The organism is Streptacidiphilus jeojiense, assembly GCF_000719095.1.
Classification (GTDB): domain Bacteria; phylum Actinomycetota; class Actinomycetes; order Streptomycetales; family Streptomycetaceae; genus Streptacidiphilus; species Streptacidiphilus jeojiensis.
In genome coordinates, this window is record NZ_JOEH01000021.1 from 238689 (window position 1) to 263464 (window position 24776).

18 protein-coding genes and 1 riboswitch are annotated in these 24776 nt (G+C 71.9%); of the genes, 9 read left to right on the forward strand and 9 right to left on the reverse strand.

What is annotated here, in order from left to right; translation table 11 throughout:
- The first annotated feature begins 29 nt into the window (after positions 1–29).
- Entirely contained in the window at positions 30–1322 is a 1293-nt protein-coding gene (locus IF29_RS0127245) for an MFS transporter (RefSeq protein WP_232242479.1), read from the forward strand.
- A 32-nt stretch (positions 1323–1354) separates the two neighbouring features.
- Here the strand turns inward: IF29_RS0127245 and IF29_RS0127250 are convergent, their stop codons facing one another.
- Complete coding sequence (locus IF29_RS0127250) at positions 1355–2488, reverse strand: NADH:flavin oxidoreductase (RefSeq protein WP_030260190.1); 1134 nt, start codon at positions 2486–2488, stop codon at positions 1355–1357.
- Between the two features lie 236 nt (positions 2489–2724).
- A riboswitch (cyclic di-AMP (ydaO/yuaA leader) is annotated at positions 2725–2890 on the forward strand.
- A 3-nt stretch (positions 2891–2893) separates the two neighbouring features.
- Here IF29_RS0127250 and IF29_RS45265 point away from each other — a divergent pair.
- Positions 2894–4078, forward strand: a complete 1185-nt coding sequence (locus tag IF29_RS45265) for a glycoside hydrolase family 16 protein (protein ID WP_084715026.1) — start codon at positions 2894–2896, stop codon at positions 4076–4078.
- A gap of 1 nt (position 4079) precedes the next feature.
- Here IF29_RS45265 and IF29_RS0127260 read toward each other — a convergent pair whose 3' ends face one another.
- The 6 genes from IF29_RS0127260 to IF29_RS0127285 form a co-directional block, all read right to left on the reverse strand.
- Positions 4080–6128 carry an autotransporter-associated beta strand repeat-containing protein gene (locus IF29_RS0127260; RefSeq protein ID WP_051726064.1) on the reverse strand — a complete coding sequence of 683 codons (2049 nt, stop codon included), beginning with the start codon at positions 6126–6128 and terminating at the stop codon, positions 4080–4082.
- 106 nt (positions 6129–6234) lie between these two features.
- On the reverse strand, positions 6235–7995 hold the full coding sequence (locus IF29_RS0127265; RefSeq protein WP_030260195.1) for an RNA polymerase sigma factor: 1761 nt from the start codon (positions 7993–7995) through the stop codon (positions 6235–6237).
- A gap of 108 nt (positions 7996–8103) precedes the next feature.
- Complete coding sequence (locus tag IF29_RS0127270) at positions 8104–10488, reverse strand: beta-xylosidase/alpha-l-arabinosidase (protein WP_037596778.1); 2385 nt, start codon at positions 10486–10488, stop codon at positions 8104–8106.
- Positions 10485–11303 (reverse strand): carbohydrate ABC transporter permease, encoded by an 819-nt coding sequence (locus IF29_RS0127275; protein WP_030260200.1) that lies wholly within the window; start codon positions 11301–11303, stop codon positions 10485–10487. The genes IF29_RS0127270 and IF29_RS0127275 overlap by 4 nt, the downstream gene beginning before the upstream one ends.
- Positions 11303–12238 (reverse strand): carbohydrate ABC transporter permease, encoded by a 936-nt coding sequence (locus tag IF29_RS0127280; RefSeq protein ID WP_030260203.1) that lies wholly within the window; start codon positions 12236–12238, stop codon positions 11303–11305. Before IF29_RS0127280 ends, IF29_RS0127275 begins: the two co-directional genes overlap by 1 nt.
- On the reverse strand, positions 12235–13578 hold the full coding sequence (locus IF29_RS0127285; RefSeq protein WP_051726065.1) for an ABC transporter substrate-binding protein: 1344 nt from the start codon (positions 13576–13578) through the stop codon (positions 12235–12237). The genes IF29_RS0127280 and IF29_RS0127285 overlap by 4 nt, the downstream gene beginning before the upstream one ends.
- A 196-nt stretch (positions 13579–13774) precedes the next feature.
- On the opposite strand from IF29_RS0127285, the gene IF29_RS0127295 reads away from it, so the two are divergent.
- Both IF29_RS0127295 and IF29_RS0127300 read left to right on the forward strand, forming a co-directional pair.
- A complete protein-coding gene (locus IF29_RS0127295) occupies positions 13775–14785 on the forward strand; it encodes a LacI family DNA-binding transcriptional regulator (RefSeq protein WP_157623948.1) in 1011 nt (336 codons plus the stop codon).
- A gap of 239 nt (positions 14786–15024) precedes the next feature.
- A complete protein-coding gene (locus IF29_RS0127300) occupies positions 15025–16602 on the forward strand; it encodes an endo-1,4-beta-xylanase (RefSeq protein WP_232242490.1) in 1578 nt (525 codons plus the stop codon).
- A gap of 7 nt (positions 16603–16609) precedes the next feature.
- Here IF29_RS0127300 and IF29_RS0127305 read toward each other — a convergent pair whose 3' ends face one another.
- The gene (locus IF29_RS0127305; RefSeq protein ID WP_051726066.1) at positions 16610–16975 is read right to left on the reverse strand and encodes an ATP-binding protein; all 366 of its coding nucleotides are present in this window, start codon (positions 16973–16975) and stop codon (positions 16610–16612) included.
- 1056 nt (positions 16976–18031) lie between these two features.
- On the opposite strand from IF29_RS0127305, the gene IF29_RS0127310 reads away from it, so the two are divergent.
- The 3 genes from IF29_RS0127310 to IF29_RS0127320 all read left to right on the forward strand — a co-directional run bounded on the left by IF29_RS0127310 (position 18032) and on the right by IF29_RS0127320 (position 21726).
- Positions 18032–18835 (forward strand): methyltransferase, encoded by an 804-nt coding sequence (locus IF29_RS0127310; protein WP_030260213.1) that lies wholly within the window; start codon positions 18032–18034, stop codon positions 18833–18835.
- Positions 18836–18868: 33 nt separating this feature from the next.
- The gene (locus IF29_RS0127315; RefSeq protein WP_030260215.1) at positions 18869–20200 is read left to right on the forward strand and encodes a salicylate synthase; all 1332 of its coding nucleotides are present in this window, start codon (positions 18869–18871) and stop codon (positions 20198–20200) included.
- A 179-nt stretch (positions 20201–20379) separates the two neighbouring features.
- A complete protein-coding gene (locus tag IF29_RS0127320; protein ID WP_037596783.1) occupies positions 20380–21726 on the forward strand; it encodes an NsdA family TPR-like regulatory protein in 1347 nt (448 codons plus the stop codon).
- On the opposite strand, the gene IF29_RS0127325 is transcribed toward IF29_RS0127320, so the two are convergent.
- Complete coding sequence (locus IF29_RS0127325; RefSeq protein WP_030260219.1) at positions 21643–22950, reverse strand: hypothetical protein; 1308 nt, start codon at positions 22948–22950, stop codon at positions 21643–21645. The two genes, IF29_RS0127320 and IF29_RS0127325, sit on opposite strands and share 84 nt — an antisense overlap.
- Before the next feature lie 448 nt (positions 22951–23398).
- On the opposite strand from IF29_RS0127325, the gene IF29_RS0127330 reads away from it, so the two are divergent.
- Both IF29_RS0127330 and IF29_RS0127335 read left to right on the forward strand, forming a co-directional pair.
- Positions 23399–23887: a VOC family protein gene (locus IF29_RS0127330; RefSeq protein ID WP_030260222.1), complete on the forward strand. Its 489-nt coding sequence runs from the start codon at positions 23399–23401 to the stop codon at positions 23885–23887.
- Positions 23884–24714, forward strand: a complete 831-nt coding sequence (locus IF29_RS0127335; RefSeq protein ID WP_030260225.1) for an SDR family oxidoreductase — start codon at positions 23884–23886, stop codon at positions 24712–24714. The genes IF29_RS0127330 and IF29_RS0127335 overlap by 4 nt, the downstream gene beginning before the upstream one ends.
- Positions 24715–24776 lie beyond the last annotated feature (62 nt).

Consider the following 24776-nt stretch of genomic DNA (forward strand, 5'->3'; position numbering starts at 1 on the left):
TTCTGTGCTGAGCAGCTTCAGGGGTTTCCGTGTCGTGTGTCCGTTCCAGTCGTTCCGACCGATCGCAGCCGCCGCCGCAGAGCCTGTGGCGGGACGGTGACTTCCGCAGGCTCTGGGCGGGGCAGACCGCCTCGCAGTTCGGCGAGCAGTCCGCGCAGACGGTGCTGCCGCTGGTCGCGGTGCTCACGCTCGGCGCGGGGGCCGAACAGCTCGGCGCCCTGCGCGCGGTCGAGCAGGCGCCGATCCTGCTGTGCTCGCTGCTGGTCGGGGCATGGGTGGACCGCAGGCGGACCCGATCGGTGATGGTGCCGGCGGATCTCGGCCGGGCGGTGGCGCTGGCCCTGGTCCCGGTCGCGGGTCTGCTCGGAGTGCTGGGTATGCCGGTGCTGTTCTCGGTCGCCCTGGTGGTCGGCCTGCTCTCGGTGTTCTTTGGGGTGGCCTGCCAGGCCTCGCTGGTGCGGCTGGTGCCGCGGGACCGGCTGGTGCGGGGCACCGTCGCGCTGGAGGGCAGCCGCTCCGCCGCGCAGCTGGGCGGCCCGGCCCTGGGCGGTGGGCTGGTGTCGCTGCTGTCGGCGCCGGTCGCTGTCCTCGCGGCGGCGCTCTGCTTCGCGCTGTCCTCGCTGTCGGTCCAGCGGATCCGGCGGGCCGAGACGGTGCCACCGGCGGCCGCGGGGGAGGTCCGGACGGGTCGTCAGATCCGGGAGGGGCTACGGTTCGTGGCCGCGGACCCGGTGCTGCGCACGGTGGCGGTCTGCTCGGCCGCCTTCCAGTTCTCCTTCGCCGCGCTGATGACGGTCTACCTGCTGTTCCTGCCGCGCGCGCTGCACCTGTCCGGGGCGCAGGTGGGGCTGGTGTTCGCGGCCATGGGCCCGGGCGCGCTGGCGGGCTCGGTGCTGGCCGCCTGGCTGCCGGGGCGACTCGGCTACGGTCTGGTGCTGGTGGCCTCGGCGGCGCTCGGCGACGGGCTGGCGCTCTGGCTGCCGGCCCTGCACGGATCCGCCGCGGTCACGGTCCCGCTGCTGATGGCGGGCAACCTGGTCTTCGGCGCCTGCGGCCAACTGGTCGACGTCACGGTGACGGCCGTACGGCAGGCGGTCACGCCGGTGCGGATCCAGGGCCGGGTGGTGGCCACGCTCAACTTCGTCGGCCTGGGTCCGACCCCGCTCGGCTCGCTGCTGGGCGGCTGGCTGGCCGGGCAGTGGGGGCTGCGCACGGCGCTGCTGGTGGCCGCCGCCGGGCAGCTGCTCTCCCCCTTGATCATGTCCCTGTCCCCGCTGGGCCGACTGGGGCGGAGCCTGCCGTCACCCGGTCAGGACGGGTGACGGCAGGTCGGCCGGGGGTGTGCGCGGACCGGTCAGACCAGGGTGCGCAGCGCCGCCGGGTTGTAGTCGGCCAGCTGGTCGAATCGGCCGGCGAGGACCTTGGCGGCCCACTCCGGGTCCTGCAGCAGCGCCCGGCCGACGGCGACCAGGTCGAACTCGTCCCGCTCCAGTCGGTCCAGCAGGTCGTCGATGCCCCGGACCGGGGCGCTCTCGCCCTGGAAGCCGCGGATGAAGTCGCCGTCCAGGCCGATCGAGCCGACCGTGATCACCGGCTTGCCGGTGAGCTTCCTGGTCCAGCCGGCCAGGTTCAGGTCCGAGCCGTCGAACTCGGGCAGCCAGTAGCGGCGGGTGGAGGCGTGGAAGGCGTCCACGCCCGCCGCGGCCAGCGGGGCGAGCACCGCGTCGAGCTCGGCCGGGGTGGCGGCGATCCGGGCGTCGTAGTTGTCGGACTTCCACTGCGAGTAGCGGAAGATCACCGGGAAGTCCGGGGAGACGGCGGCACGCACCGCGGCCACGATCTCGGCGCCGAACCTGGTGCGGGCCACCGGGTCGCCGCCGTAGCCGTCGGCGCGGCGGTTGGTGCCGTGCCACAGGAACTGGTCGATGAGGTAGCCGTGGGCACCGTGCAGCTCGACGCCGTCGAAGCCGATCCGCTCGGCGTCGGCCGCGCCCTGGGCGAAGGCGGCGATGACGTCGTCCAGGTCGGCCTGGGTCATCGCCTTCCCGGCGCCCTCGGTGCCGTCCAGCCGGATCCCCGAGGGGCCCACCGCGGGGGCGTCAGCGTACGGGGGCTGGCCGGCGTTCCGGGCCATGCCGATGTGCCACAGCTGCGGGACGATGGTGCCGCCCTCCGCGTGCACCGCCTCGGCGACCTTCGCCCAGCCGGCCAGCTGCTCCTCGCCGTGGAAGCGTGGGACGTTGTCGCTCGACCCGGCGGATTCGTGGTCGACGTAGGTTCCCTCGGTCACGATCAGCCCGACACCGCCGGCGGCACGCCGGGCGTAGTAGGCCGCGACGGCCTTGCCGGGGATCCCTCCGGGCGAGAACTGCCGGGTCATCGGGGCCATCGCGATCCGGTTCGGCACGGTCAGACCGCCGATGGTGATCGGTCGCGACAGAAGCTGGGCCGCGCGGGCGGCGGAGGGGCTGGAGGGACTGACGGACACGGGTGGGGCTCCAGGGATCGGGAACGGTGAACGACTACCGAGGACGGACAACCGTGCCGAGGGCCGTGGCATTCCACCCCCGCCGGGGCGTTGCCGCAGCTCAGATGTCCGATATAAGGCCTATGTGAACCCCGGCACATTCCATTGCCTCCGGGCGGAGCGCCTGCCTAGCCTGCTGGTTCCGCCGCACGCGGACCTCGCCACCGGGACGCCGAATCCTGTCCGCCCGGTGGCAGGAACTCGAATCGCTCCACGGGCAGGAGCGGGGGACCCAGGTCAGTCGCCGGACCGAGCGCCGTGACAGGCGCCACCGGCTAGGGGTGAACGTCGCACCACGCGCGACCGGGCGTCCTCCGTGCCCGAACCCGACAGCTCACCTCGCAGGCGTCGCAGAGGAACCCCTTCATGCGCATACCTGCCACTGCCTCCGCACGCCTCGGCGCGGCCGTCGGGATGGCCGGTGCCGCCGCGCTGGCCGCCGTCTCGCTGGCCACCCCGGCCCAGGCCGCGACCAGGGTCACCCAGGACCGGCTCACCCCGACCTCGCTGACCGCCGGCACCGCGTCGACCGCCGGGCTCACGGTGCACTCCAGCCGCTGCTTCACAGCCGCCACGCTAGGCGTCGGCGTCCGCGACGCGGCCGGGAACAACCTGGACTTCCCCGGGTCGGCGTCCGACGTCCGGATCTGCCCGGGCGGGGTCTCCATCACCACCGGCAGCCGCACGCTGCCCGCCGGGAGCTACACCGAGTTCGGCTTCTGGCAGGACAGCGCGGGCGCCTGGCACAACCTGGCCTCGCAGACCCTGACCGTCACCGCCGCGGCGGCCTCCGGCGGCACGGCCTCCTCCGGTACCAGCTCCACCGGCACCACCTCCTCCGGCACCACCTCCACCGCGGCGGCCGCCGCCGGAAAGTCGCTGACCTGGTCCGACGAGTTCAGCAGCCCGATCTCCTGGGGATCGCGCTGGGTCGGCGACACCAGCAGCTCCTACGCCTACGGCGACCACAACCCGGGCGACAACAAGCTCGACTGGCTCGACCAGAACGACGTCAGCGTCGCCGACGGCGTCGCCACCTTCACCGCGCAGCCGTCCTCGCACACCCTGGAGAACGGCAAGCAGGCCTGGACCACCGGCCTGCTCACCACCGAGGGCTCGAAGGAGGGTTTCCAGGTCAGGACCGGCGACTATGTCGAAGCCCGGGTCAAGCTGCCCTCCGCCGCTGGCGCCTGGCCGGCCCTGTGGACCTGGAAGGACGGCAACGGGGAGATCGACTCCTTCGAGTACCACCCCGACAACGCCGACCTGCTGGAGCTGACCAACCACGTCAACGCCGCGCAGGACTACTACACCAACGCCTCGGCGGTGGCCCCCGGCAGCTGGGTGACCATCGGCACCTACTACGGCGCGAACTCGGTGGACTGGTACGTCAACGGCACCAAGGTGTACTCGGACGACACCGGCGTCGGCGCCAACTGGTCCGCCTACCTGATCCTCAATCTGTCGATCAGCGCCGGGCAGTACCACTCGGCGCCGACCTCCACCAGCCCGATCAGCTTCTCCGCCGACTACGTCCGGGTCTACCGCTGACCTAGCGCCGACGACCCGTGCGCCGGCGGTGTCCGCCGCCGGCCCCTGCGGCGGACCTGCGGCGGTTGCGCAGCAGCAGGGTGGCGCCGGTCGCCAGCAGGGCGGCGGTCGCACCGGCCAGGCCGAGGGTGGGCACGGAGCTGCCGGTCTGCGCCAGGTCGCCGGACGCGCCGGCGACCTGGGCGGGGGAGGCGGACGCGGCGGCTGCTGCCGCAGTGCTGCCCGTCGACGTCGCTCCGGTCGCCGCCGCGGTGGCGCCGGTGCTCGCGCTCGGGTGCGCGTCGGCCGTCGCCTGCTCGGCCGTCCCGGTGGTCCAGCCGTGCCCGGCCGGGACGGCCTTGTCGGTCAGGGTCAGTGAGCCGCTGCCGGTCTTGTTCAGCGTCCCGCCGACGATCCGGCCGCTGAAGACGGTGGACGCGGAGGTGTCCACGGTCAGGGTGTTGTCGCCGAGCAGGATGGTGCTGCCCTGGACGCCGGACAGGCTGTGGACGGTCTGGTCGCCCGCCTTGCGCAGGTCCAGCACCGCTCCCGGGCGGGTCAGCGCGACGCCGCTGCCGGTGGCCAGGCTGCCGCCGGTGACGGCGAGGGTTCCCGCGGAGACGGTGGTGCTGCCGGTGTAACTGGTCGCGCCGGTCAGCGTGGTGGTGCCGGAGCCGGCCTGGAGCAGGGAGCCGGAGCCGCTGATCCGGGACAGCGAGACCGCCTTGGCGGTGTTGCGGACCACCAGGGTGCCCCGGTCGTCGATGCTGTCCGCGGCCGTCCCGGTGAGCAGGCTGGAGTCGCCGCCCGCGGCCCCGGTGCCCAGGGTCAGTGTGGCCCCGGCGCCGATGGTGGTGGTGCCGTGGTAGTTCATCGGCGTCGCGAAGGTCACCGCGTTGCCCGGGTGGGCGATCAGGCTGATGTCGCTGTACGCGGGGGTGCTGAGCGAGTTGTGGTAGACGCCGCCGGATATCGGGGTGTCCAGGGTGACCGGCCCGTCGTAGTCGAAGGCCAGCGTGCCGTTGTTGTGGATGTTGATGTAGGAGTTGGCGGGGGTGGCCGGGAGGAAGAACCGGCTGGTGGTCCCGTCGCCCCACTGCACGTGCGCGCCTTCGATGTTGACGCCGCGGGTGTTGGCGTTGCCCACCGAGGTACTGAGGTTGAGCGACGGGTTGCTCAACGAGGGGTTGTTCGGCACCCCCTGGTCCGCGTAGCTGTACACCCCGCTGACGACGACCAGGCCGCCGCGCGCGGTGTGGAAGTTGATGTCGTTGCCGTAGTGGTCCTCGTAGAAGTCCTGACGCAGCCTCAGGGTGTAGTCGTACGGGGTGCCGACGATGGCCGAGCCCTCGTTGACGATGGCCTTGGCGTTGGGCAGCGCCAGCGGGTACCACGGCTTGGCCAGCGCCATTCCGGTGCCGTTGTAGATGACGCCGCTGAACGGGTGGGTGCCGGCCAGGTCCAGGGTCCCCCAGGTGAAGCGCGGTTGGATGACCAGCCCCGAGCCGCTGATGGTGCCGAGGTTGTAGTTCCGGTTCACGGTCTGCAGCACCAGGGTGCCGTCGACCCGGATGTTGTCCTCGTTCAGCGCGTAGCCCGGGGTGCCGTAGGGGTAGTGGCCGATGATGCCGGTCGAGCCGCCGGAGCTGTACTGCAGGGTGGCGCCGCGGCTGACGATCACGGCCGGCTGGTCGGGGTCGGTGACCGTGGTCACCGGATGGGCCGACCTGGTCGTGGTCACCGTCTGGTGGCGGCGCGACGCGGGCAGGGTGAAGTCGCTGTCCTTGGTGAGCACCAGGGTGCCGGAGCCGCCGGGGGCGTTCACGGTGAGCGTTCCGGTGCCGCTGATGACGCCGTTGTAGGTGGTGGTCCCGGTGGGCAGGTTCACCACCGCGTCGCCGGTGAGGGTGACGTCCTGCCCGGCCCGGATCGCGGCGGTGATGTCGGTGGTGGCCGCCGAGGCCGTCAACTGCGAGGCCAGGAGCGGCGCGCCCACGGCCGCGAGTGCCACCGACCCGGCGACCACGACCCGTCCGCGGCGAATCCGGTGTGCGCCAGTCTGCTTGCCCATGTGCCGTGTCTCCCGATGGTCGGATCGATTGCGATGCTCACCCTGGGAGATGCGGACGGCGCCGCCGCGATAACAGCTTTCGTCAGGACATGCGTCAGGTCATTCCTCAGGACGTCAGCCGGGACTGCTGGGCGACCGAGAAGGGGTCGGCGGGGGAGGAGCGGGTCAGGTACTGCGGTACCGGGGCGGTGTCGTCGCCGGTGTCCCGGACCAGGCCGTAGCGGACCAGGCCGGCCGCCGGGTCGGGAGCCTGGTCGATGTCGTCGCTGACGGCCTGCCAGGTGCTGGGGGCGACGATCAGCGAGTAGCGCAGGCCGGCCTGGTCCAGGTGCACGGTGACCGTGCCGTCCAGGTAGAAGTACTCGTTCTGCCACATCTGCTGGGCCCCCGCAACCAGCGTGTCGTAGCCCTGGGCGCGGTCGCCCATCCAGGTGCCGGCGACGGTGCTGCCCGGCTTGGGGTCGTCCATCCGCCGCCCGCCGCCGGAGGCGACATGGAACAGCCTGCCGCCGAGCCCGGTCCAGGTCGGCGGGAAGATCTGACCCACGGTCGGGAGCTGCCAGCGCACCAGGAGGTAGCCGCGGCCGGTGATGGTGAGGTTGTCGCCGCGGTGGTCCAGCACGTACATCTCGCCGGTGGCGCCGGGGTGTTGGGCCCCGAACGTGCCGGACAGGGCCAGCGGCGCGGTCTGCGGCCGCACCGGCAGCGGGCCGGGCTTCACGGTGGCGGGCGGGGCGGACTCCGCCTGGTCCACGGTCTGGCCGTAGACCGGGGCCGTGGGGGAGGCGGACGGCGTCGGAACGGCGCTGAGTGAGGCGGTGGGCGTGGCGGTGCTGACGGCCGTCGGGGAGGTGCTGGATGCGGTGGTCGCTGCGAGCTGATGCGCCGGCTTGTGCGGGGGCCGGTCCAGGACGGCGTACCCGGCTGCGGCGCCGCCGCCCAGCGCCAGCGCGCCCGCGGCGGCGACGGCGACGGGTTTGGCCATCAGGTACTGCACCAGGTGCGCGGCGCGTCCGCCCAGGCCGGCGGCGTGGGTCGCGGTGGCATGGCCGGTGACGGCATGGGCGGCTCCCCCGTGCAGGAAGGTGAATGTGCCGACGCCCAGCCCCGGTGGTGGCGGCACCAGCGCGATCCCGGCGAGCAGTCCCTCCGGCGGCAGCAGGTCGCGCCAGTGCAGGGAGCAGTTCCGGCAGTCGGTGGCGTGCCGCACCACCCGCCTGCGCCAGAGCGGGGCCGGTGTCCCGTCCCAACGGTCGGTCAGCGCGACCAGGTCCGGGCAGGGCGGGGTGCCGCGCAGTGCCCGGACCACGACCCTGGCCGCCTCCAGCCGTTCCTTGACCCGCTGCACCCGCACCGCCGTGTGCTGCGGTGTGAGGTGCAGCGCCTCGGCCAGCTCGGACCGGGTGAGCCGGCCGGCCGCCTCCAGCCACCACAGCGACAGCACGTCGCGCTCGGACGGCTCGATCCAGCGGGTGGCCTCAGCCAACTCCTGGCGCTGGTCCGACAGTTCCAGGCGGATGATGGTGACGTCGACGAAGTCCGCGTCCGGGTCGGGCAGGCCGAGCATCTCGTCCAGGAAACCGGGCGCCGGCCGGGCCTGCTGCCGGCGCCACCGTTCGCGGACCTTCTGCATGGCGATCGAGACCAGCCAGGACCGGAAGCGCTCCGCGTCGCGCAGCCGGTCCAGGCCGTTGACCACGCTCAGCATGGTGTCCTGGACCACGTCGTCCACGTCCGCGTGGCCGCTCAGCGCCCGGCCCACGACGTTGTAGACCAGCGGCAGGCAGTCCGCGACCAGGTCGTCCAGAGCCCGTGGGTCCCCGGCGGTCGCGGCGGCCACGAGCTCGGTGTCCGGATTGTGCAGCACTGCCGTCGGTATCCTCTCGCGACTCTCGGACCCCCCTGTGGGCAGATGCGATGAGGCAGGTGAGGATAACAAGAACTGCTGTCCCGATTTCGGCGGCCGGTCGGGCGGTCAGCCGGCGGTGATCTCCGGATGCAGGCGCCGGGTGTGGTCGACGGTGCGGACCGGTCCGGTGAGGGTCAGTCGGACGGCGTGGCGGGTCTCGGTGCTGGAGGCCGCCAGCCGCAGCTCCAGGTCGCCGGGCTCGACGATCCGCCGGCCCTCGCGTCCGGTGAAGGACGCCAGGTCGGCCGGCAGGGTGATCCGCAGCCGGGACCGCTCGCCGGGGTCCAGGGTGATCCGCCGGTAGCCGACCAGCCGTTGCACCGGCTGGACCACCGAGGCCACCGGGTCGTGCAGGTACAGCTGGACCACCTCGGTGCCGCTGCGCCGGCCGGTGTTGCGCACGGTCAGGGCGATCCGGAACTCCCCGGCGGTGTCGGCGGTGTCCTGGAGCAGTTGCAGGTCGGACCAGTCGAAGTCGGTGTAGGACAGTCCGTGGCCGAAGCCGTAGGCCGGGGTCGGGTCGGTGCTGGAGACATCGCTGGCCTGGGCGAGCCTGGCCGCCAGGTATGTGGACGGCTGGACGCCGGGACGGCCCGGGACGCTGACCGGCAGCCGGCCGGAGGGGTTGATCCGGCCGCCGATCACCCCGGCCACCGCCCGGGCGCCGGCCTCGCCGGGGAAGAAGGACTGGACGATGCCGGCTGCCTCGCCCACCGCGCGGCCCAGCGCATAGGGGCGTCCGGCCAGCAGGACGACCACTACCGGGGTGCCGGCGTCCAGCAATGCGTCGAGCAACTGCTGTTGCAGTCCCGGGAGTTCGAGTGACTCGGCATCGCAGCCCTCGCCGCTGGTGCCGCGTCCGAACAGCCCGGCCCGGTCGCCCAGGGCGAGTAGCACCACGTCCGCGCCCCGGGCCAGCTCCACCGCCTCGGCGATGCCCGAGGCGTCGCCGCCGTCGACGGTGGTACCGGGTGCGGTGACCACCTCGCTGTCCGGGAACTCGGCGCTGACCTGGTCGAGCAGCGTGGGCAGGTCGATGCCGAGCGGTACCTGCGGGTGCTTGCCGCCGACGTGCACCGGGAAGGCGTAGCAGCCGAGCAGGGCGCGCGGAGTGTCGGCGTTGGGGCCGATCACCGCGATCCGGCCCGGACGGTCCAGCGGCAGGGTGCCGTCGTTGCGCAGCAGCACCACGGCCTGTTCGGCGACCTCCTCGGCCAGCGCCCGGTTGGCCGCGGGGTCCAGGTCGATGCGGCCGCGCAGGGCGCCCGGCGGCAGTGTGTCGTAGGTCGCCGGGTCGGTGCCGGTGCCGGCCAGGGCGGGCGGGACCGGGTTCCAGTCGGGGTCCAGCAGCCCCAGTTCGGCCTTCTGCACCAGGACCCGCCGCAGCGCGCGGTCCACCAGTCGCTCGGGTACCGCGCCCGAGCCGACGGCGGCCAGCAGCGGTTCGCCGAAGGCCTTGACGGTGGGCAGTTCCACGTCGACCCCGCCGGCCAGCGCGAGGCCCGCCGCGTCGCCCAGGTCCGCGGCCACCCCGTGCAGGGTCCGCAGGAAGGCGATGCCGAAGTAGTCGGCGACCACGGTCCCGGTGAAGCCCCAGACGTCCCGGAGCAGGGTGGTCAGCAGCTCCTGGTCGGCGGCGGAGGGGATCCCGTCGGTGTCGGTGTAGGCGGACATCACCGAGCGCGGACGGCCCTCGCGCAGGGCCATCTCGAACGGGGGCAGGATGACGTCGGCGCGCTCGCGCGGGCCCATCGGGACCGGGGCGAGGTTGCGGCCGGCGACGGAGGCGGAGTAGCCGGCGAAGTGCTTGAGGGTGGCGACGATCCCGGCGGACTCCAGCCCCAGCACATAGCCGGTGGCGATGGTGCCGACCAGGTAGGGGTCCTCGCCGATGGTCTCCTCCACCCGCCCCCAGCGGGCGTCGCGGACCACGTCGAGGACCGGGGCCAGGCCCTGGTGCACGCCCACGGCGCGCATGTCCCGGCCGATGGCGGCGGCCATCGCCCGGACCAGCTCCGGGTTGAAGGTGGCGCCCCAGGACAGCGGCACCGGGTAGGCGGTGGCCCCCCAGGCCGCGAAGCCGGCCAGGCACTCCTCGTGGGCCAGCGCCGGTATCCCGAACCGGTTGGCGGCGGCGATGCGGCGCTGACTGCGCATCAGCGAGACGGCGCCGAGGGCGGGGTCGATCGGGGTGGTGCCGAACGGGCGGGTCAACTGGCCTAGGCCGTAAGGGAGCAGGGCGTCGAGATCGACCGGCTCCTCCATGTCGTGCTGGTAGGGGGCGACCTCGCCGCCGTCGGCGGAGGCGCCGACCCAGACGCCCACCAGTTGGGCGAGTTTCTCGCGCAGGGTCATCGCGGCGATCAGGGCGTCGGCGCGTTCGCCGGCCGGCAGCGAGGTGTCCTGCCAGTCCGGGACGGCGGTACGGGTGGTGTTCACGCGCTCTCTCATTTTCCGCCGACCCCCATCAGCCCGCGCACCAGGGCGCGGCGGGCGAACAGGTAGACGACCAGGATCGGCAGCATGGACAGCAGGACCGCGCTGAGCAGGGCCGGGACGTCGACCCCGTGCTCGGTCTGGAAGTTGAACAGGCCCAGGGTGATCACCCGGGTGGAGTCGGACTGGGTCAGCACCAGCGGGAAGAGGAAGCCGTTCCAGGCCTGCAGCGCGGCGAAGACGACGATGGTGGACAGCCCGCCCTTGGACAGCGGCACCACCAGCTGCCGGAACACCCGCGCCGGTGACGCGCCGTCAACCGCCATGGCCTCGTAGAGATCGGGGGTGATGTCCCGCATCGCCCCGGTCAGGATCAGGGTGCAGATGGGCAGGCAGAAGGCGGCGGTGGGCAGGATGATGCCGAGCAGGTTGTCGTAGAGGCCGGCCTTGCTGATGACGTAGAACATCGGCACGATCACCGCCTGGGCGGGGATGGCCAGGCCGAGCAGGAAGATCCGGAAGACGGTGCTCATGGTGCGGTGGCGGCTTCTGACGATGGCGTAGGCCAGTGGCGGGACGACCAGCAGCACGATGGCGACCACGGACAGGGTGACCACGATGGTGTTGAGGAAGTCCCGGCCGAAGCCGTTGGAGAAGTCGTCCAGGTAGTTCTGCAGGGTCAGATGGGTGGGGAAGCTGAGCGGCCCGGAGGTGGAGTAGTCGGACTGGGTGCGCAGGGTCGCGGTCAGCATCACGTACAGCGGCAGGCCGACCAGGAAGAGCCAGATCAGCGAGCCGAAGCCGGCCAGGTAGTTGGGGCGGTGGCGCATCACAGTCCCTCCGCGGTGCTGTTCATCTTGTCGTAGCCGGTCAGCCGGACCATGACCAGCGAGACCAGCGTGGCGATCACCACCAGCACCAGGGCGATCGCCGAGGCTCCGCCGAAGTCGAAGCTCAGGAAGCCCTGCTGGTACATGTAGTAGGCGCTGATGGTGGTGTCGGTGCCGGGGCCGCCCTGGGTCAGGATCAGCACGGTGTCAAAGGTGGTCAGCCCGCCGACCACCATCAGCACCATGGAGGTGATGATGGTGTTGCGCAGCTGCGGCAGGGTGATGTGGAAGAACTGGCGCACCGTCCCCGCCCCGTCGATCGCCGCCGCCTGGTAGAGCACCTGCGGGACGGCGCGGGCGCCGCCCTGGTAGATCAGGGTGTGCAGCGGGGTCCACTGCCAGGCCCCGACGAAGGCCAGCACGCCGATGGAGCCGCTCTGGGTGCCGAGCAGGTTGCCGTCGCCGAACAGCCAGCCCGCCTCGGAGGGGATGCCGAAGTTGGGGTCCAGCAGGGCCCGCCAGAGCACCGAGACCGCGGTCGCCGAGAGCAGCAGCGGGACGAAGTAGATCGCCAGCAGCACCGCGCGGTTGCGCTGGTGCCCGGCGGCCCAGACCCCGAGCAGGATGCTGATCGGGGTCTGCACCACCACGCCGAGGGTGGTCAGCAGGGCGCTCAGCCACAGGCTCTTGAGCATCACCGGGTCGTGCCAGAGCGCGGTCCAGTTGGCCAGCCCGGTCCACTGCGGGGAGCCGATCCCGTTCCAGCCGGTGAAGGACAGCACCGCGACCAGGACCAGCGGCACGATCGCGAACAGGGTGAAGAAGAGGGTCGCGGGCACCGCCCAGGCCAGGCCCGGGCGGGTGGCCCCGACGCCGCTGCGTACCGCCCGGCGGCGCTCCACCGCGGCGGCGAGGGTGGCAGTCAGGCTGGTCATGAGGTCGGCAGCCCCTGCATGGCCTTGATGAAGGCGGCGGCGTCCATCTTGCCGTCCATGAACTGCTGGACCGCCTGGTGCATCGCGGTGGTGGCCGCGGGCGGGTAGGCCTGGTCCCAGGAGAGCTGGAACGAGGGCGCCTGCTTCACCAGGTTGTACTGGAAGGTGTCGTAGGCCGGGTCGGTGGAGGTGGAGAGGAACTGCTGGGTGTTGGTGGTGGTGGGCAGGTTGCCGATGCCCAGCTGGGCCTTGACGAACTCGTCGGAGTACATGAGCTTGAGGAACTGCGCGACGGCGTCCGGGTGCTTGGTGTTCTTCAGCACCGAGTAGAAGTTGTTGGTGTTGCCGACGACGTCGTTGGGGTCGCCGGTGCCGCCGCTGACGGTCGGGAAGTTGCTGTAGCCGAGCTCGTTCTTGGTGAAGTCCGGGTTGGCGGCCTTCTCGGTGGCGTACTCCCACGAGCCCATCAGCTCGAACGCGGCCTTGCCCTTGGCCAGTAGCGCCGGTGACCCTCCGTCAGTGAACTTGACCGAGTCGAAGTTGCTGCCGAAGGCGCCCGCGTCGACCAGCTGCTTGAGCATGCCCAGCGCCTTCTGGCTGTCGGCGCTGGCCCAGGCGCTGGGGTCGCCGCCGAGGGCCTTGGCGAAGAGCCCCGGGCCGGCGACGCGGTCGTAGAGGTACTCGAACCACATCAGCGTCGGCCACTGGTCCCCGCCGCCCAGCGCGATCGGGGTCTTCCCCTTGGCCTTCAACGTCTGCACGTCGGCGATGAGTTGGTCCCAGGTGGCGGGCGGGGTGATGCCGGCGTCGGCGAGCACCTTCTTGTTGTCGAAGAGCAGCACCGGCTGGGTGCCGCGCATGGGGACCCCGTAGGCCTTGCCGTCGATCACGGCGGTGTTGAAGACCGACGGCAGGAAGTCGGACTTGAGCTGCGGGTCCGCGGCGATGAAGCTGTCCAGCGGCATCAGCAGGCCGGCCTTGACGAAGGGCGCGATGCTGCCGCCGCCCCAGTTGAAGAACACGTCCGGCGCCTGCGGGGTGTTGATGATCGTCTGGAGCTTCTGCTGGTAGTTGGCGCCGGGGATGGTGTCCAGGACCGCCTTGACCTTCGAGGTCTTGTTGAAGGTGTCGACGATCTGCTTCTCGACGGTGTTGCCGGTGTCGCCGTAGACCAGGATGTGGATGGTGCCCGAGCTGCTCGCGGAGCTGCCGCCGCTGGATCCGCAGCCGGCGGTCACTCCGGCCACGAGGGCACAGGCCAGGGTGGACACGACGACTCTGTTGCGAACGACTCTGTTGCGGGACGTACGGCTGCGAGACACAGAAGCGGAGGATCTCATGGCCTGCCTGTCCTTCGATTGTTTCGGAGACTTTGCCGAATGTCGTGGGGAAACGTAGGCCCGGCGGCAGGGGGCGTCAAGGGTCGGCGCAAGGCCAACTCCCGGCGATTTTCCGGCTCCCAGGGACTACGATCCCTGGCGTGAAGTCATCCGCGGCACGGAAACCGCAGGCACGACGGGCAGCAGGGGAGGGGCCGTGACCGGGACGGCGACATTGGCGGAGATCGCCCGGGAGGCCGGCGTCTCGACTCCGACCGTTTCGAAAGTGCTGAACGGCCGGGCCGACGTGGCCCCGGCCACCCGCGAGCGCATCGAGGAGCTGCTGCGCCGACACGGTTACCGGCGCCGACGCAGCGCCAACCAGGCGGCCCCGCTGCTGGAGCTGGTCTTCCACGAGCTGGAGAGCGCCTGGGCGATGGAGGTCATCCGGGGCGTCGAGAACGTGGTGCGCGAGGAGGGGCTCAGCGTCGTGCTGTCCGAGTCCTCGGGCCGTCTCAGCCTCGGCCAGACCTGGATGGAGGGGGTGCTGGCGCGCCGGCCGATGGGGGTGGTCCTGGTGCTGTCCGGCCTCGACCACGCCCAGCAGGAGCAGTTGGCCAGCCGGGACATCCCGTTCGTGGTCATGGATCCGGCCGGCGACCCGGGCCAGGACGTGCCGGCCGTCGGTGCGACCAACTGGCACGGCGGCCTGGCCGCCACCCGGCACCTGCTGGAGCTGGGGCACCGGCGGATCGGGGTGATCGCCGGACCCGCGCGGATGATGTGCAGCCGGGCCAGGACCGACGGCTACCGGGCGGCGCTGGAGACCGCCGGGATCGGGTTCGACCCGGGCCTGGTCCGGGAGGGCGACTTCCACCACGAGGCCGGCCATGTCGCCGGGCTGGAGCTGCTGCGCCTGCCGGACCGGCCCACCGCCGTCTTCACCGGCAACGACCTGCAGGCGCTTGGCCTGTACGAGGCGGCCCGGGAGCTGGGGCTGCGGATCCCGGAGGACCTGAGCGTGGTCGGCTTCGACGACCTGCCGCTGGCCCGCTGGGTGGGTCCGCCGCTGACCACGGTGCGCCAGCCGCTGACCGAGATGGCCGAGGTCGCCACCCGGATGGTGCTGGATCTGGCCCGGGGCAGGAAGCCCAGCACGCTCCGGGTGGATCTGGCCACCAGCCTGGTGGAGCGCAGCAGCACGACGCGGCCCCGGGGCGGGCGCTGAGGGCCGGCTTCACCGGGGTCCGCACTGCGCGGTGTCGGCGGGGTGTTGACGGACCGTCGGGTCGGGCCTAGGGTCACCGCTGACATTCGGGAGCATGATCGAAACTTTCGATCGAGAACCCTCCCGGTTCGCCGCATGACGGCCTGGTCGGGCCGCTCCGACCAGCGGTTTGTCATGCCCGCGTCTGCAACGCCGCACGTCCGCACACCCCACCCACCCCTGTGGAAAGGACATGAACGGTGACAGCACACGACCACGGAAGGCGCCGCAGCAGCTCAACCGGCGTCAGCTCCGTGCAGCACCCGACGCCGCAGCACCCGACGCCGCAGCACCCCGCGCCGCAGCTCACGCGGCAGCAGGCGGCGCAGCCCGCGCCGCGCTCGTCCCGCCCCCTGTTCCGGCGCGGCCTCGGCGTCGCGGCGGCGGCCGTCGCCGCCGGAGCGTTGCTGCTCACCGGCCTGGGCGGGCAGGCCGGGGCGGCCGGCACCAGCCTGAAGTCCCTGGCCGAGGCCAAGGGCATCTACTTCGGCACCGCCCTCACCCAGTCCAACCTCAGCAACTCCACCCTCACCGCGGTGGCCTCCAGCCAGTTCGACATGGTGACCCCCGGCAACGAGATGAAGTGGGACACCACCGAGCCGTCCAATGGAACTTACAACTTCGCGCCGGGCGACGCGATCGTCTCCTACGCCAAGGCGAACGGCATGCGGGTGCGCGGCCACAACCTGGTCTGGCACAGCCAACTGCCGTCCTGGGTCAGCAGTCTGCCGACCAGTCAGGTGCAGGCGGCGATGGAGGCGCACATCACCACCGAGGCCACCCACTACAAGGGCCAGGTCTACTCGTGGGACGTGGTCAACGAGCCCTTCAACGACGACGGGACGCTGCGGCAGGACGTCTTCTACACCGCGATGGGCAGCGGCTACATCGCCGACGCGCTGCGTACGGCCCACGCCGCGGACCCGAACGCCAAGCTCTACCTGAACGACTACAACATCGAGGGCGAGAACGCCAAGAGCGACGCGATGTACAACCTGGTCGCCTCGCTCAAGTCGCAGGGCGTCCCGATCGACGGCGTGGGGCTGGAGAGCCACTTCATCCTCGGCCAGGTGCCGTCGACCATGAAGGCCAACATGCAGCGCTTCACCGCGCTCGGGGTGAACGTGGCCGTCACCGAGCTGGACGACCGCATCCAGCTCCCGGCCACCGCCGCCAACCTGACCCAGCAGGCCACCGACTACGCGACCGTGATCAACGACTGCCTCGGCGTCAGCGGCTGCGTCGGCGTCTCCCAGTGGGGCGTCGGCGACGCCGACTCCTGGATCCCGGGCGCCTTCTCCGGCTACGGCGCGGCGACCATGTACGACAGCAACTACCAGCCGAAGCCGGCCTACACCGCCTCGGTGACGGCACTGGGCGGGACCGCCACCACCTCGCCCACGCCGACGGCGTCCGCCTCCGCCTCGGCGTCGCCGACGTCCGGTCCGACCGGGGCGGCCGGCTCCTGCAAGGTGGCTGACGCGGTCAACGCCTGGAACACCGGCCTGACCGAGAACATCACCATCACCAACACCGGGACGAGCACCGTCAACGGCTGGTCGCTGGTGTTCACGCTGGCCTCCGGACAGACCGTCACCTCGGCGTGGAACGCCGCGATCAGTCCGTCCACCGGGAAGGTCACCGCGACCAACCTCAGCTACAACGGCACCCTGGCCCCCGGCGCCTCCACCACGATCGGGTTCCAGGCCACCCACACCGGGAACGCCGCGGCGCCGGCCTCGTTCGCCCTCAACGGGACCACCTGCAGCGCAGGCTGATCCATCCTCAGTTACGGGGGATGTGCAGGTCGCACCAGACGCCCTTGCCGTAGGGGAGCAGGTCCGCACCCCAGCGATCGGCAAGGGCGTCGACCAGGTGCATCCCCCGCCCGTGGTCGTCCTCGGCATCGCCCAGGATCAGCAGCGGCAGCTGCTGGGACGGATCCCGGACCTCGATCCGGACCGAGCCCCCGCGCCGGGTCACCCGCAGCCGCAGGATGCTGCCGCCGCTGTGGATGATCGAGTTGGCGGCCAGCTCAGCCACCAACTGCGCGGCGGCGGAACCGAGATGCTCCAGACCCCAGGACTGGAGGATCTCCAGGGTGAGTTCGCGTGCGAGTGAACATGACGCCGGATGAGCGGGTAGGCGCATTTCGCCGCTCTCCGGATCCCGAAGATGTTCGAAGAAATGCACCCGTTGCTCGTTCGGCAGCGGATCAAGCGGGTCGATGTGTAACCGGACATCCACACTGTCATATGCCGCCACAGGTACTACCTTGCCATCAATCGATGTCAATGTGTAGTGAACGCGTAATCTCCCACCGGGGCCGGCCGCCCCTGCGATGGTGATCGTTGATCACAACCCTGCAACGAGCTGCACCCTTTCCCGTTGTTGCTGAGACTCTGGCTCCCCAACTCAACCGGAAACCAGCTCATCGCCGAGGCCAACGGCGCCGCGCAGGGCGTCTGAGCCGGGGCGGGGGAGGCGGGGCGGCGTAGCTGGTTGTTTGCGGCAGCTGTGGGTGGCTTACATGGCGGGTTCGTTGCCGCCCTCCGCCGTCCGTGGCTTGTTGCTGTTGCTCGGCTCCGCCTCGCGGGCTAACAGCAGGGAGGGGGCTGCTTGGCCGGGCGCCGTAGGCCCGTGACTGGGGCGTGCGGGGTGGGCGGGGGGCGTGCGGTGGGTCGAGTTGCCGGAACTGGGGTCACTTCTCGTACATCGGGTCACTCGTCGTACGGAGATGTCGGACATATCCGGGCATTCACGTAGATCAACTGACCCAGTGTCCGAAGATTGACCCAAAGTGTAGAGGGCACCTACCTGGCGAATCGTTTCTCCAGCCCCACCGCCGACCGCCCCGCCGCCCGGCAACGGCGAGACCCCGCACCCCTCCCGTCCTTGTCGCCGCGAGCGTAGCGAGCAACAGCAACAAGCCACGGGCGGGGGTGGGCGGCAACGGTGGCGCCATGTAAGCCACCTACAGCTGCCGCCCCCCGCCGCACCACCCGCCAACCCGAACCTGTCCCCGAATCGGGGACAACCGTGGCGTCCGAGCTGAGCCGGGCCGGGCCGGGACGGGACGCATTCAACGGTGGCGGATATTCAACAACCCCGGCCTCCCCACCTTCCCCTGGGCGGGACCGCAACTGCTGTCCTGGAGTCCGCAGATTCGCGGTTCCGCGGATGTGCCGCCCGGCCCGGAGGTGGTTCATGTCCCGCTATGTGTTCGACAGTTCGGCGGTTCAGGCCCCGGATCGCTTCACCGCGCTGGAGACCTGCTACGACCCGGTGTCGCGGCTGCGCATCGCGCAGACCGGGCTCGGGGCCGGCTGGCACTGCCTGGAGGTGGGTGGCGGCGGTGGCTCGCTCGGGACCTGGCTGGCCGATGTGGTGGGGCCCCTCGGCCAGGTCCTGCTCACGGATCTGGTCCCGCAGCCCAGGGGTCCGCAGGACGAGCGCACCAATCTGACGGTCGTGCAGCACGACATCGTCAGCGACGATCTGCCGCAGAACGCCTTCGATCTGGTCCACGCGCGCCTGGTGCTGCTGCACCTGCCGCAGCGGCGCCAGGTCCTGGACCGGTTGGTGGCCGCGCTCAGGCCTGGGGGCTGGCTCGTCCTGGAGGAGTTCGACTGCGGATGGCTCCCGGTGCTGACGGCGCCGCACCCCGGCGCCGCAGAGCTCTTCGAGAAGGTCCACACGCACCTGATGCGGCTGCTCAGCGAGGCCGGAGCGGATCCGCTGTGGGGACGTCGGGTCTACGGGGCCATGTCCCAGGCGGGGTTGACGGACCTTTCGTCCAGCACCCATGCCCAGGCCTGGGCCGGCGGCGGCGCCGGCATCCGGCTGCACCGGGTCAACACCGAGCAGGTGGAGGACCGGCTGCTCGCGGGCGGGGTCGCCGCCGCCGAGTTGCGGGACTTCTGGTCCCTTCTGGACGAACCGGGATTCGCGGTCAACTCCTACCCCCTGGTCACGGTGCGCGGGCGGCGGCCACACCAGCGGGACGACTAGAGAAACAGAACGAGCAGAGAGAAGGCCCTGCTGATGATCACCGACCTCGTCCGCTATCGGGAGTTGCGCCTCCCGCCGCCGAAGGACCCCCTGCTGACTGTCGCGCAGCTGGCCCGTTCGGGCCGGTTCGACCAGTACGTGGTCTACGAGAGCGACCAGGCCTGGCACTTCGCCGGCGGCAGCCTCGCCTCGCTGCGGCTGTCGCGGGACTGGGCCGTGCAGCAACTGGGGGAGCGCACCCGGCGATTTCCGTGCACCGGCAACCCGTTGGGGATCGTGGAGCAGTTCCTCGACATGACCGGCGTCCCGGAGTGGCGTGCGTACGGCTGGGCCGCCTTCGAGATGGCGCAGCTGCTGGCCGGTGCCGGGGACCAGGTGGGCGATGCGGACCTGATGCACCTGGTGGTGCCGCAGACCGAAGTGCGGATCACCGCCGAGGGCATGCTGCTGCGGTCGACCGACCGGGAACTCCTGGACGTGCTGGCGAAGAGCCTGCTGGACGACGACCCGGGTCCCGCCGTCCCGGACACGGCGGTCGACGTGACCGTCGAGGACAGCCACAACTACCGGGCTGCGGTCGCCGCAGCGGTGCTGGACATCCGTGCGCGCACTCTGGAGAAGGTCATCATCTCCCGGGTGGTCGAGGTGCCCGCCGCGGTGGACCTGATCGGCAGCTATGTCGCCGGTCGCCGGGGGAACACCCCGGCCCGCTCCTACCTGCTGGACCTCGGCCGGATGCGCGCCGCCGGATTCAGCCCGGAGACGGTGGCCGTGGTCTCTCCCGACGGACGGGTCACCACCCAGCCGCTGGCCGGCACCCGCGCCCGCACCGGTTCCCCGGCCGCCGACCGGGAACTGTGCGCCGAACTCCTGGCCGACCCCAAGGAGATCTACGAGCACGCGGTCTCGGTGAAACTCGCCTGGGACGAGATCGCCGCCGTCAGCGAGTCAGGATCCGTGTCCATCGGCGAGTTCATGGCCGTCCGGGAACGCGGCAGCGTGCAGCACCTGGCCTCGACCGTGAGCGGCCGGCTGCCCGTGCGCGGCCGGATGTGGACCGCGTTCGCCGCGCTGTTCCCCGCCGTCACCGCCACCGGGATCCCGAAGCGTCCCGCCTATCAGGTCATCCGCCAACTGGAGGGCCGGGAACGGGGGTTGTACGCGGGGGCGGTGCTGGTCTGCGACAGCGAGGGCGGTCTGGACGCCGCCCTGGTACTGCGCAGCATCTTCCAGGAGGGCGACCGTACCTGGCTGCAGGCCGGGGCCGGCATCGTCGGCCAGTCCCTTCCCGAGCGTGAGCACGAGGAGACCTGCGAGAAGCTGCGGAGCGTCGCAAGGTGCCTGGTGTCCGCCCGCACACCGTAGTTCGACCAGCATCAGAGCACCGCAGCAGGCGTGCGCTCACTGCCCGGCGCCCCTCCGGCGACCCAGGTGCTCCCTGCCCGGCAGGGTCCTGCGGCGCCTACCCTGTGCAGCAGGGGCTCCACCCGGTCCCAGGCCAACCGTCCCACCGGTCAGCGGTCCTGCGAGCGGGGAGAGATTCCATGGTGTCGCGGCGAGAGCCGAACGCGCGGTTGCGGGCGTTGCTGGCCGAGGCCGGCTGGACCGGTCAGGATCTGGCCCGCGCCGTCAACGCCGCGGGCGCCGAGAGCGGGTTGACCCTCGGGTACGACCGCACCTCGGTGGCGCACTGGCTGGCCGGCAGTCGGCCTCCCGAGGCGGTGGCCCGGATGGTCGCGGAGACCCTGGCACGCCGGCTGCGGCGGCGCGTCGATCTGAGCGACACCGCCCTGGTCCGCCCCTCGGGCCAAGGCCCCACCCAGGCCGTTCCGGAACGCGAGGAGGACATCGTGGCCCGCCTCGTCGAGCTGGCCGGCGGCGGCCGTCGGCGGCGCACCGTGCTCGGTTCCCTGGTCTACTCCGTCAGCGCCACCGCTCTGCCCGACTTCACCGGTGCCGCGGCGCCCCGGGCCGCGGTGGAGCGGCGGGCGGATGCGCGGGACGTCCTCGCCCTGGCGCAGAGCGCGGAACTGATGCTGGATCTGTTCGCCTCCTCCGACGCCGAGTCGGGGGGCGGCCGGGCCCGCCCGGCGCTGTCCGCCTACCTGGCCGCCGACATCGCCCCGTTCCTGGGGCGCAGCGTCCGTACCGCCGCCGACCGTCGGCTGGTGCGGGCCGCGGCCCGGCTGACCTACCTGGCGGGCTACATGTGCTTCGACGAGAACCTGGGAGGAGCCGCCCAGGCCTACTACCGCACCTCCGCGCGGCTGTTCGCCCGCAGCGGCGATCTGAGCGGCTACACCACCACGCTGCGCGCCCTGAGCATCCAGGCCCACCATCTGGGCCACCATGCGCACGCGCGGGATCTCGCCGAGGCCGCGGCCGGTCATCTGCCCGCGCTGCCCAGCGGACAGGGTGCGCTGCTGTCCGGCCAACTCGCCGTCACCAGCGCCGCGACCGGGGACCGGCGCGCCGCGCTGTCCCAGCTGAGCCGGGCCCACCGGCTGCTCGACCACGGGCAGGACGCCCACGGGACCATCGGGGCCTTCCACCCCGCCGCGCTCGCCCACCAGGAGGCCGAGGTGCTGGCCGCGGGTGCCGACCGGGCCGGGGCCGTCGCCGCGCTGACCGCCTCGCTGCGCCACCGTCCCGTCGCCGAACGCCGGGCCCGGGCCCTGACTACCGCTCAGCTCGCCGAACTGCAGCTGGATCTGGGTCGGTTGGAGCAGGCGTGCGCAACCTGGCACGGCTTCCTCGACGACCGCCCGCACCTGCACTCGGCCCGGATAGAGGACGCGCTGACCCGGCTACGCGCCCGGCTGCGTCCGCACCGGCACCAGCGCACGGCCCGGATCCTGCTCGACCGCAGCCGTGCCCCCGGCCACAGCTGACATCGCGTCAGAGGTAGTGGAGGCCACGGTAGCGCCCTCCTGGAGCTCCACCGCACAGGGCCCCAATCCGGACAGCGTTCGCACCAGTGCCTGCACCAGGCCCGGTTCGGCCCCGGCAGCGGCGGTCACGCCGACCGACGCCCGTCCCTTGAGCCATCCGGGGCGGACGCCTTCGGGTCCGAGCACTGCGTACGCGGCGGCACCCGCCTGCTCGATCACCCGGACCGTCTCGCGCGCCGAGGCCGCCGGCCCGGTCACCAGCACCACCGCGCAGGCGCGGGCCAGCTGCGTCAACGCCCGCAGCCGGTCGTCCGCCGCATGGCAGTACGTCGACGGGTGCTGCGGGAGAACGTGGCCGAAGCGCTTGCGGACCGCCTCGGCCACCGACTCGGCCTCGCCGAGCGGCAGTCCCGGCTGCAGCACCACCGCTACCCGGCCCGGATCGGCCACCTCCAGCTGCCGTGCCTGCGCCAGGTCCTCCACCAGTCGCACCGACCCGGCAGCGGCCTGGCCCAGCAGCGCCGGCACTGCTCCGTGTCCATTCCGTCCGACCAGCACCACGGTCTCGCCCTGCTGCGCGAACCGGCGCACCTCCGCCTGTGCCGCCAGCGCCAGCGGGCAGACGGCGTCCACCGGGGTCCGACCCTGGGCGGCGATCCGTGCCCGCAGGGCGGGTGCCACACCGGCCGGGCCGACCACCACGACTGCGCCGTCGAGGATGTGCTCCAGCTCCGCTGCCGATTCCGTGCCGCGAACCGCGCTGCCCCGGCCGATCACCGGGCCGGCCGCGACCGGGTCCGGAGCCAGTACCACCGTGGGTCGCCCGCTCTCCGCCACCGCGTCGACCACCGCCCGTGCCCGGCGGACGCCCGCGCACAACGGCTCCACCCCGCCGACCACCAGCCGTCTGGTCCGCATCACCGCCGCCCACCGCTCCAGCGCCGCCGTCACCGCGGCTGCCGCGGGACCGGGCGCGGACACCGCCGCCAGGCCGGTCGCGGCTCCGTCCCGGCCGAGGTAGGACAGCACCTGCAGCACCGCCCTCCCGTCTGCGTCCATGGCGGGAGACGGGGGGGAGGGCGGAGCCAGGTCCTGGTAGCGCACCGCCAGTCCGTTCCGGAGCAGGCTGCCACCCAGCAGGCGGGCCGCAGGACAGGCCACCCGACCCCGCTCCGGATGGTCCACCCAGGCCGGCACCAGCACGTCGCCCCGGGCCACCGACATGCCTGGCAGCGGCCACTGTTCGGTTCTGCAGGTCCTCTGCACTCTGCGGCGCTCCTCCGCGATAGGCATCATCGGTATCTATACGAACCTTGCAGCCCACCCGGACCGGGCCCCCGGTGCACTCGCACATGTGCACGGGATTTCAGCCCCATGGACCACTGCTGGACGAGCGTCGTGGTGTCCAGCAGCCGGCGGCGCGGGGCTGTGTGTGGGGCGGTGTCGTCGTTCGGCGTCGGGCGGGGTGCTGCGGGTCGGGGTACTGCGACTGCGGTAGCCGGGTTGTCGGCAGGCGCACGACGACGTCCGGGGCCCGGTCCGGACAGTCTGGTGAACGTTCGCAGGGCGTCGAGAATGTGTTTTTCCATCAGCGAGAGCATTATTCTCGCTGATGCGAAGGAGTCCACGCCCCGCGCCGTGGCGCAAGCAAGGGAGACACGATGGTGGTCACATGTTGAACCCGGAGGACCAGTTCCACGTCGGCATCGTCGTCGAGGACTTCGAGGGGACCCTGGAGCAGCTCTCCTCGCTGTTCGGATACGACTGGTGCGACGAGACCGGTGGCCCGGTGGCGCTGGAGCTGCCGACCGGCGCTGCCGTCCTCGACATGAGGTGCACGTTCTCGCGCACGTCGCCCCGGTTGGAGGTGGTGCGACGGATCCCGGGGACGCTCTGGGAGCCCGTGCCCGGCTCCACCCTGCACCACGTCGGCTACTGGTCCGACGACGTCGCAGGGGACACCTTGAAGCTGGAGGACCACGGCTACGTGATCGAGGCGACTCGCCCGGGCGCCGACGGCGGGCTGTTCTTCGCGTTCCTGCGCAGCGCCAGGGGGCCCAGGGTCGAGCTGGTCACCAGGGGCGTCCAGCCGCATCTGGAGCAGTACTGGGCACAGCCGTCGGCGACGCCCGCAACGGACACCGGAAGGAACAGCTCATGACGACCGTAGGTATCGCCACCGGCGCCGGACGCGGGATGGGGCTGGACTGCGCCCGCCGGCTCGCCCACCAGGTGGACGTGCTGCTGCTGGTCGACCGGGACGGGGAGGCCGTGGCCGCGGCCGCCAAGTCGCTCTCGGAGGACGGCTGGGGCGCGGTCGTCGAGCCGTTCGCCCTGGACGTCACCGACCGGGACGGCATCGCCCGGCTCGCCGACCGGGTGCGTGAGCACGGCACCCTGAGAGCCGTGATCCACGCCGCCGGGATCTCGCCCACCATGGCCGACTGGCGCCGGATCTTCGAGGTCGACCTGGTCGGCACCGCGCTGCTCGCCGAGGGCCTGCGCCCGCTCGCCACCGCCGGTACGGCGCTGGTGTTCTTCGCCTCGATGGCGCCGATGATCGCCGGGGTCGACCTCGACCCCGATCCCGAGATCGCCGCGGTCCTGGACGACCCCCTCGACGAGGGATTCCTGGATCGGCTGCACGACACCGTCGGGTCGGACATCGAGAACACCGGGCTGGCCTACACCTGGGCCAAGCACGGCGTGCACCGTTTCGCCCGGGCCGAGGCGGTCCGCCTCGGCCCGGCCGGGGCCCGGGCCTGCTCGATCTCGCCCGGCGTCATCCTCACGCCGCAGGGGAAGCAGGAGGCGGCCGACAAGGCGTCGATGCAGCGGCTCATCGACCGGACCCCGCTCGGCCGGCCCGGCGAGTCCGACGACGTCGCCGCCGTGGCCGCCTTCCTGGTTTCGGACGAGGCCGGCTTCCTCAGCGGCATCGACATCCTGGTCGACGGCGGGGTCCTCGCGGCCGTTCGCGGTAGCTGACACCCCGTCCGGTGCGCCGACCTGCTCCTGCGGGGGCTCCTGCGGGAGCAGGTCGGCGCAGC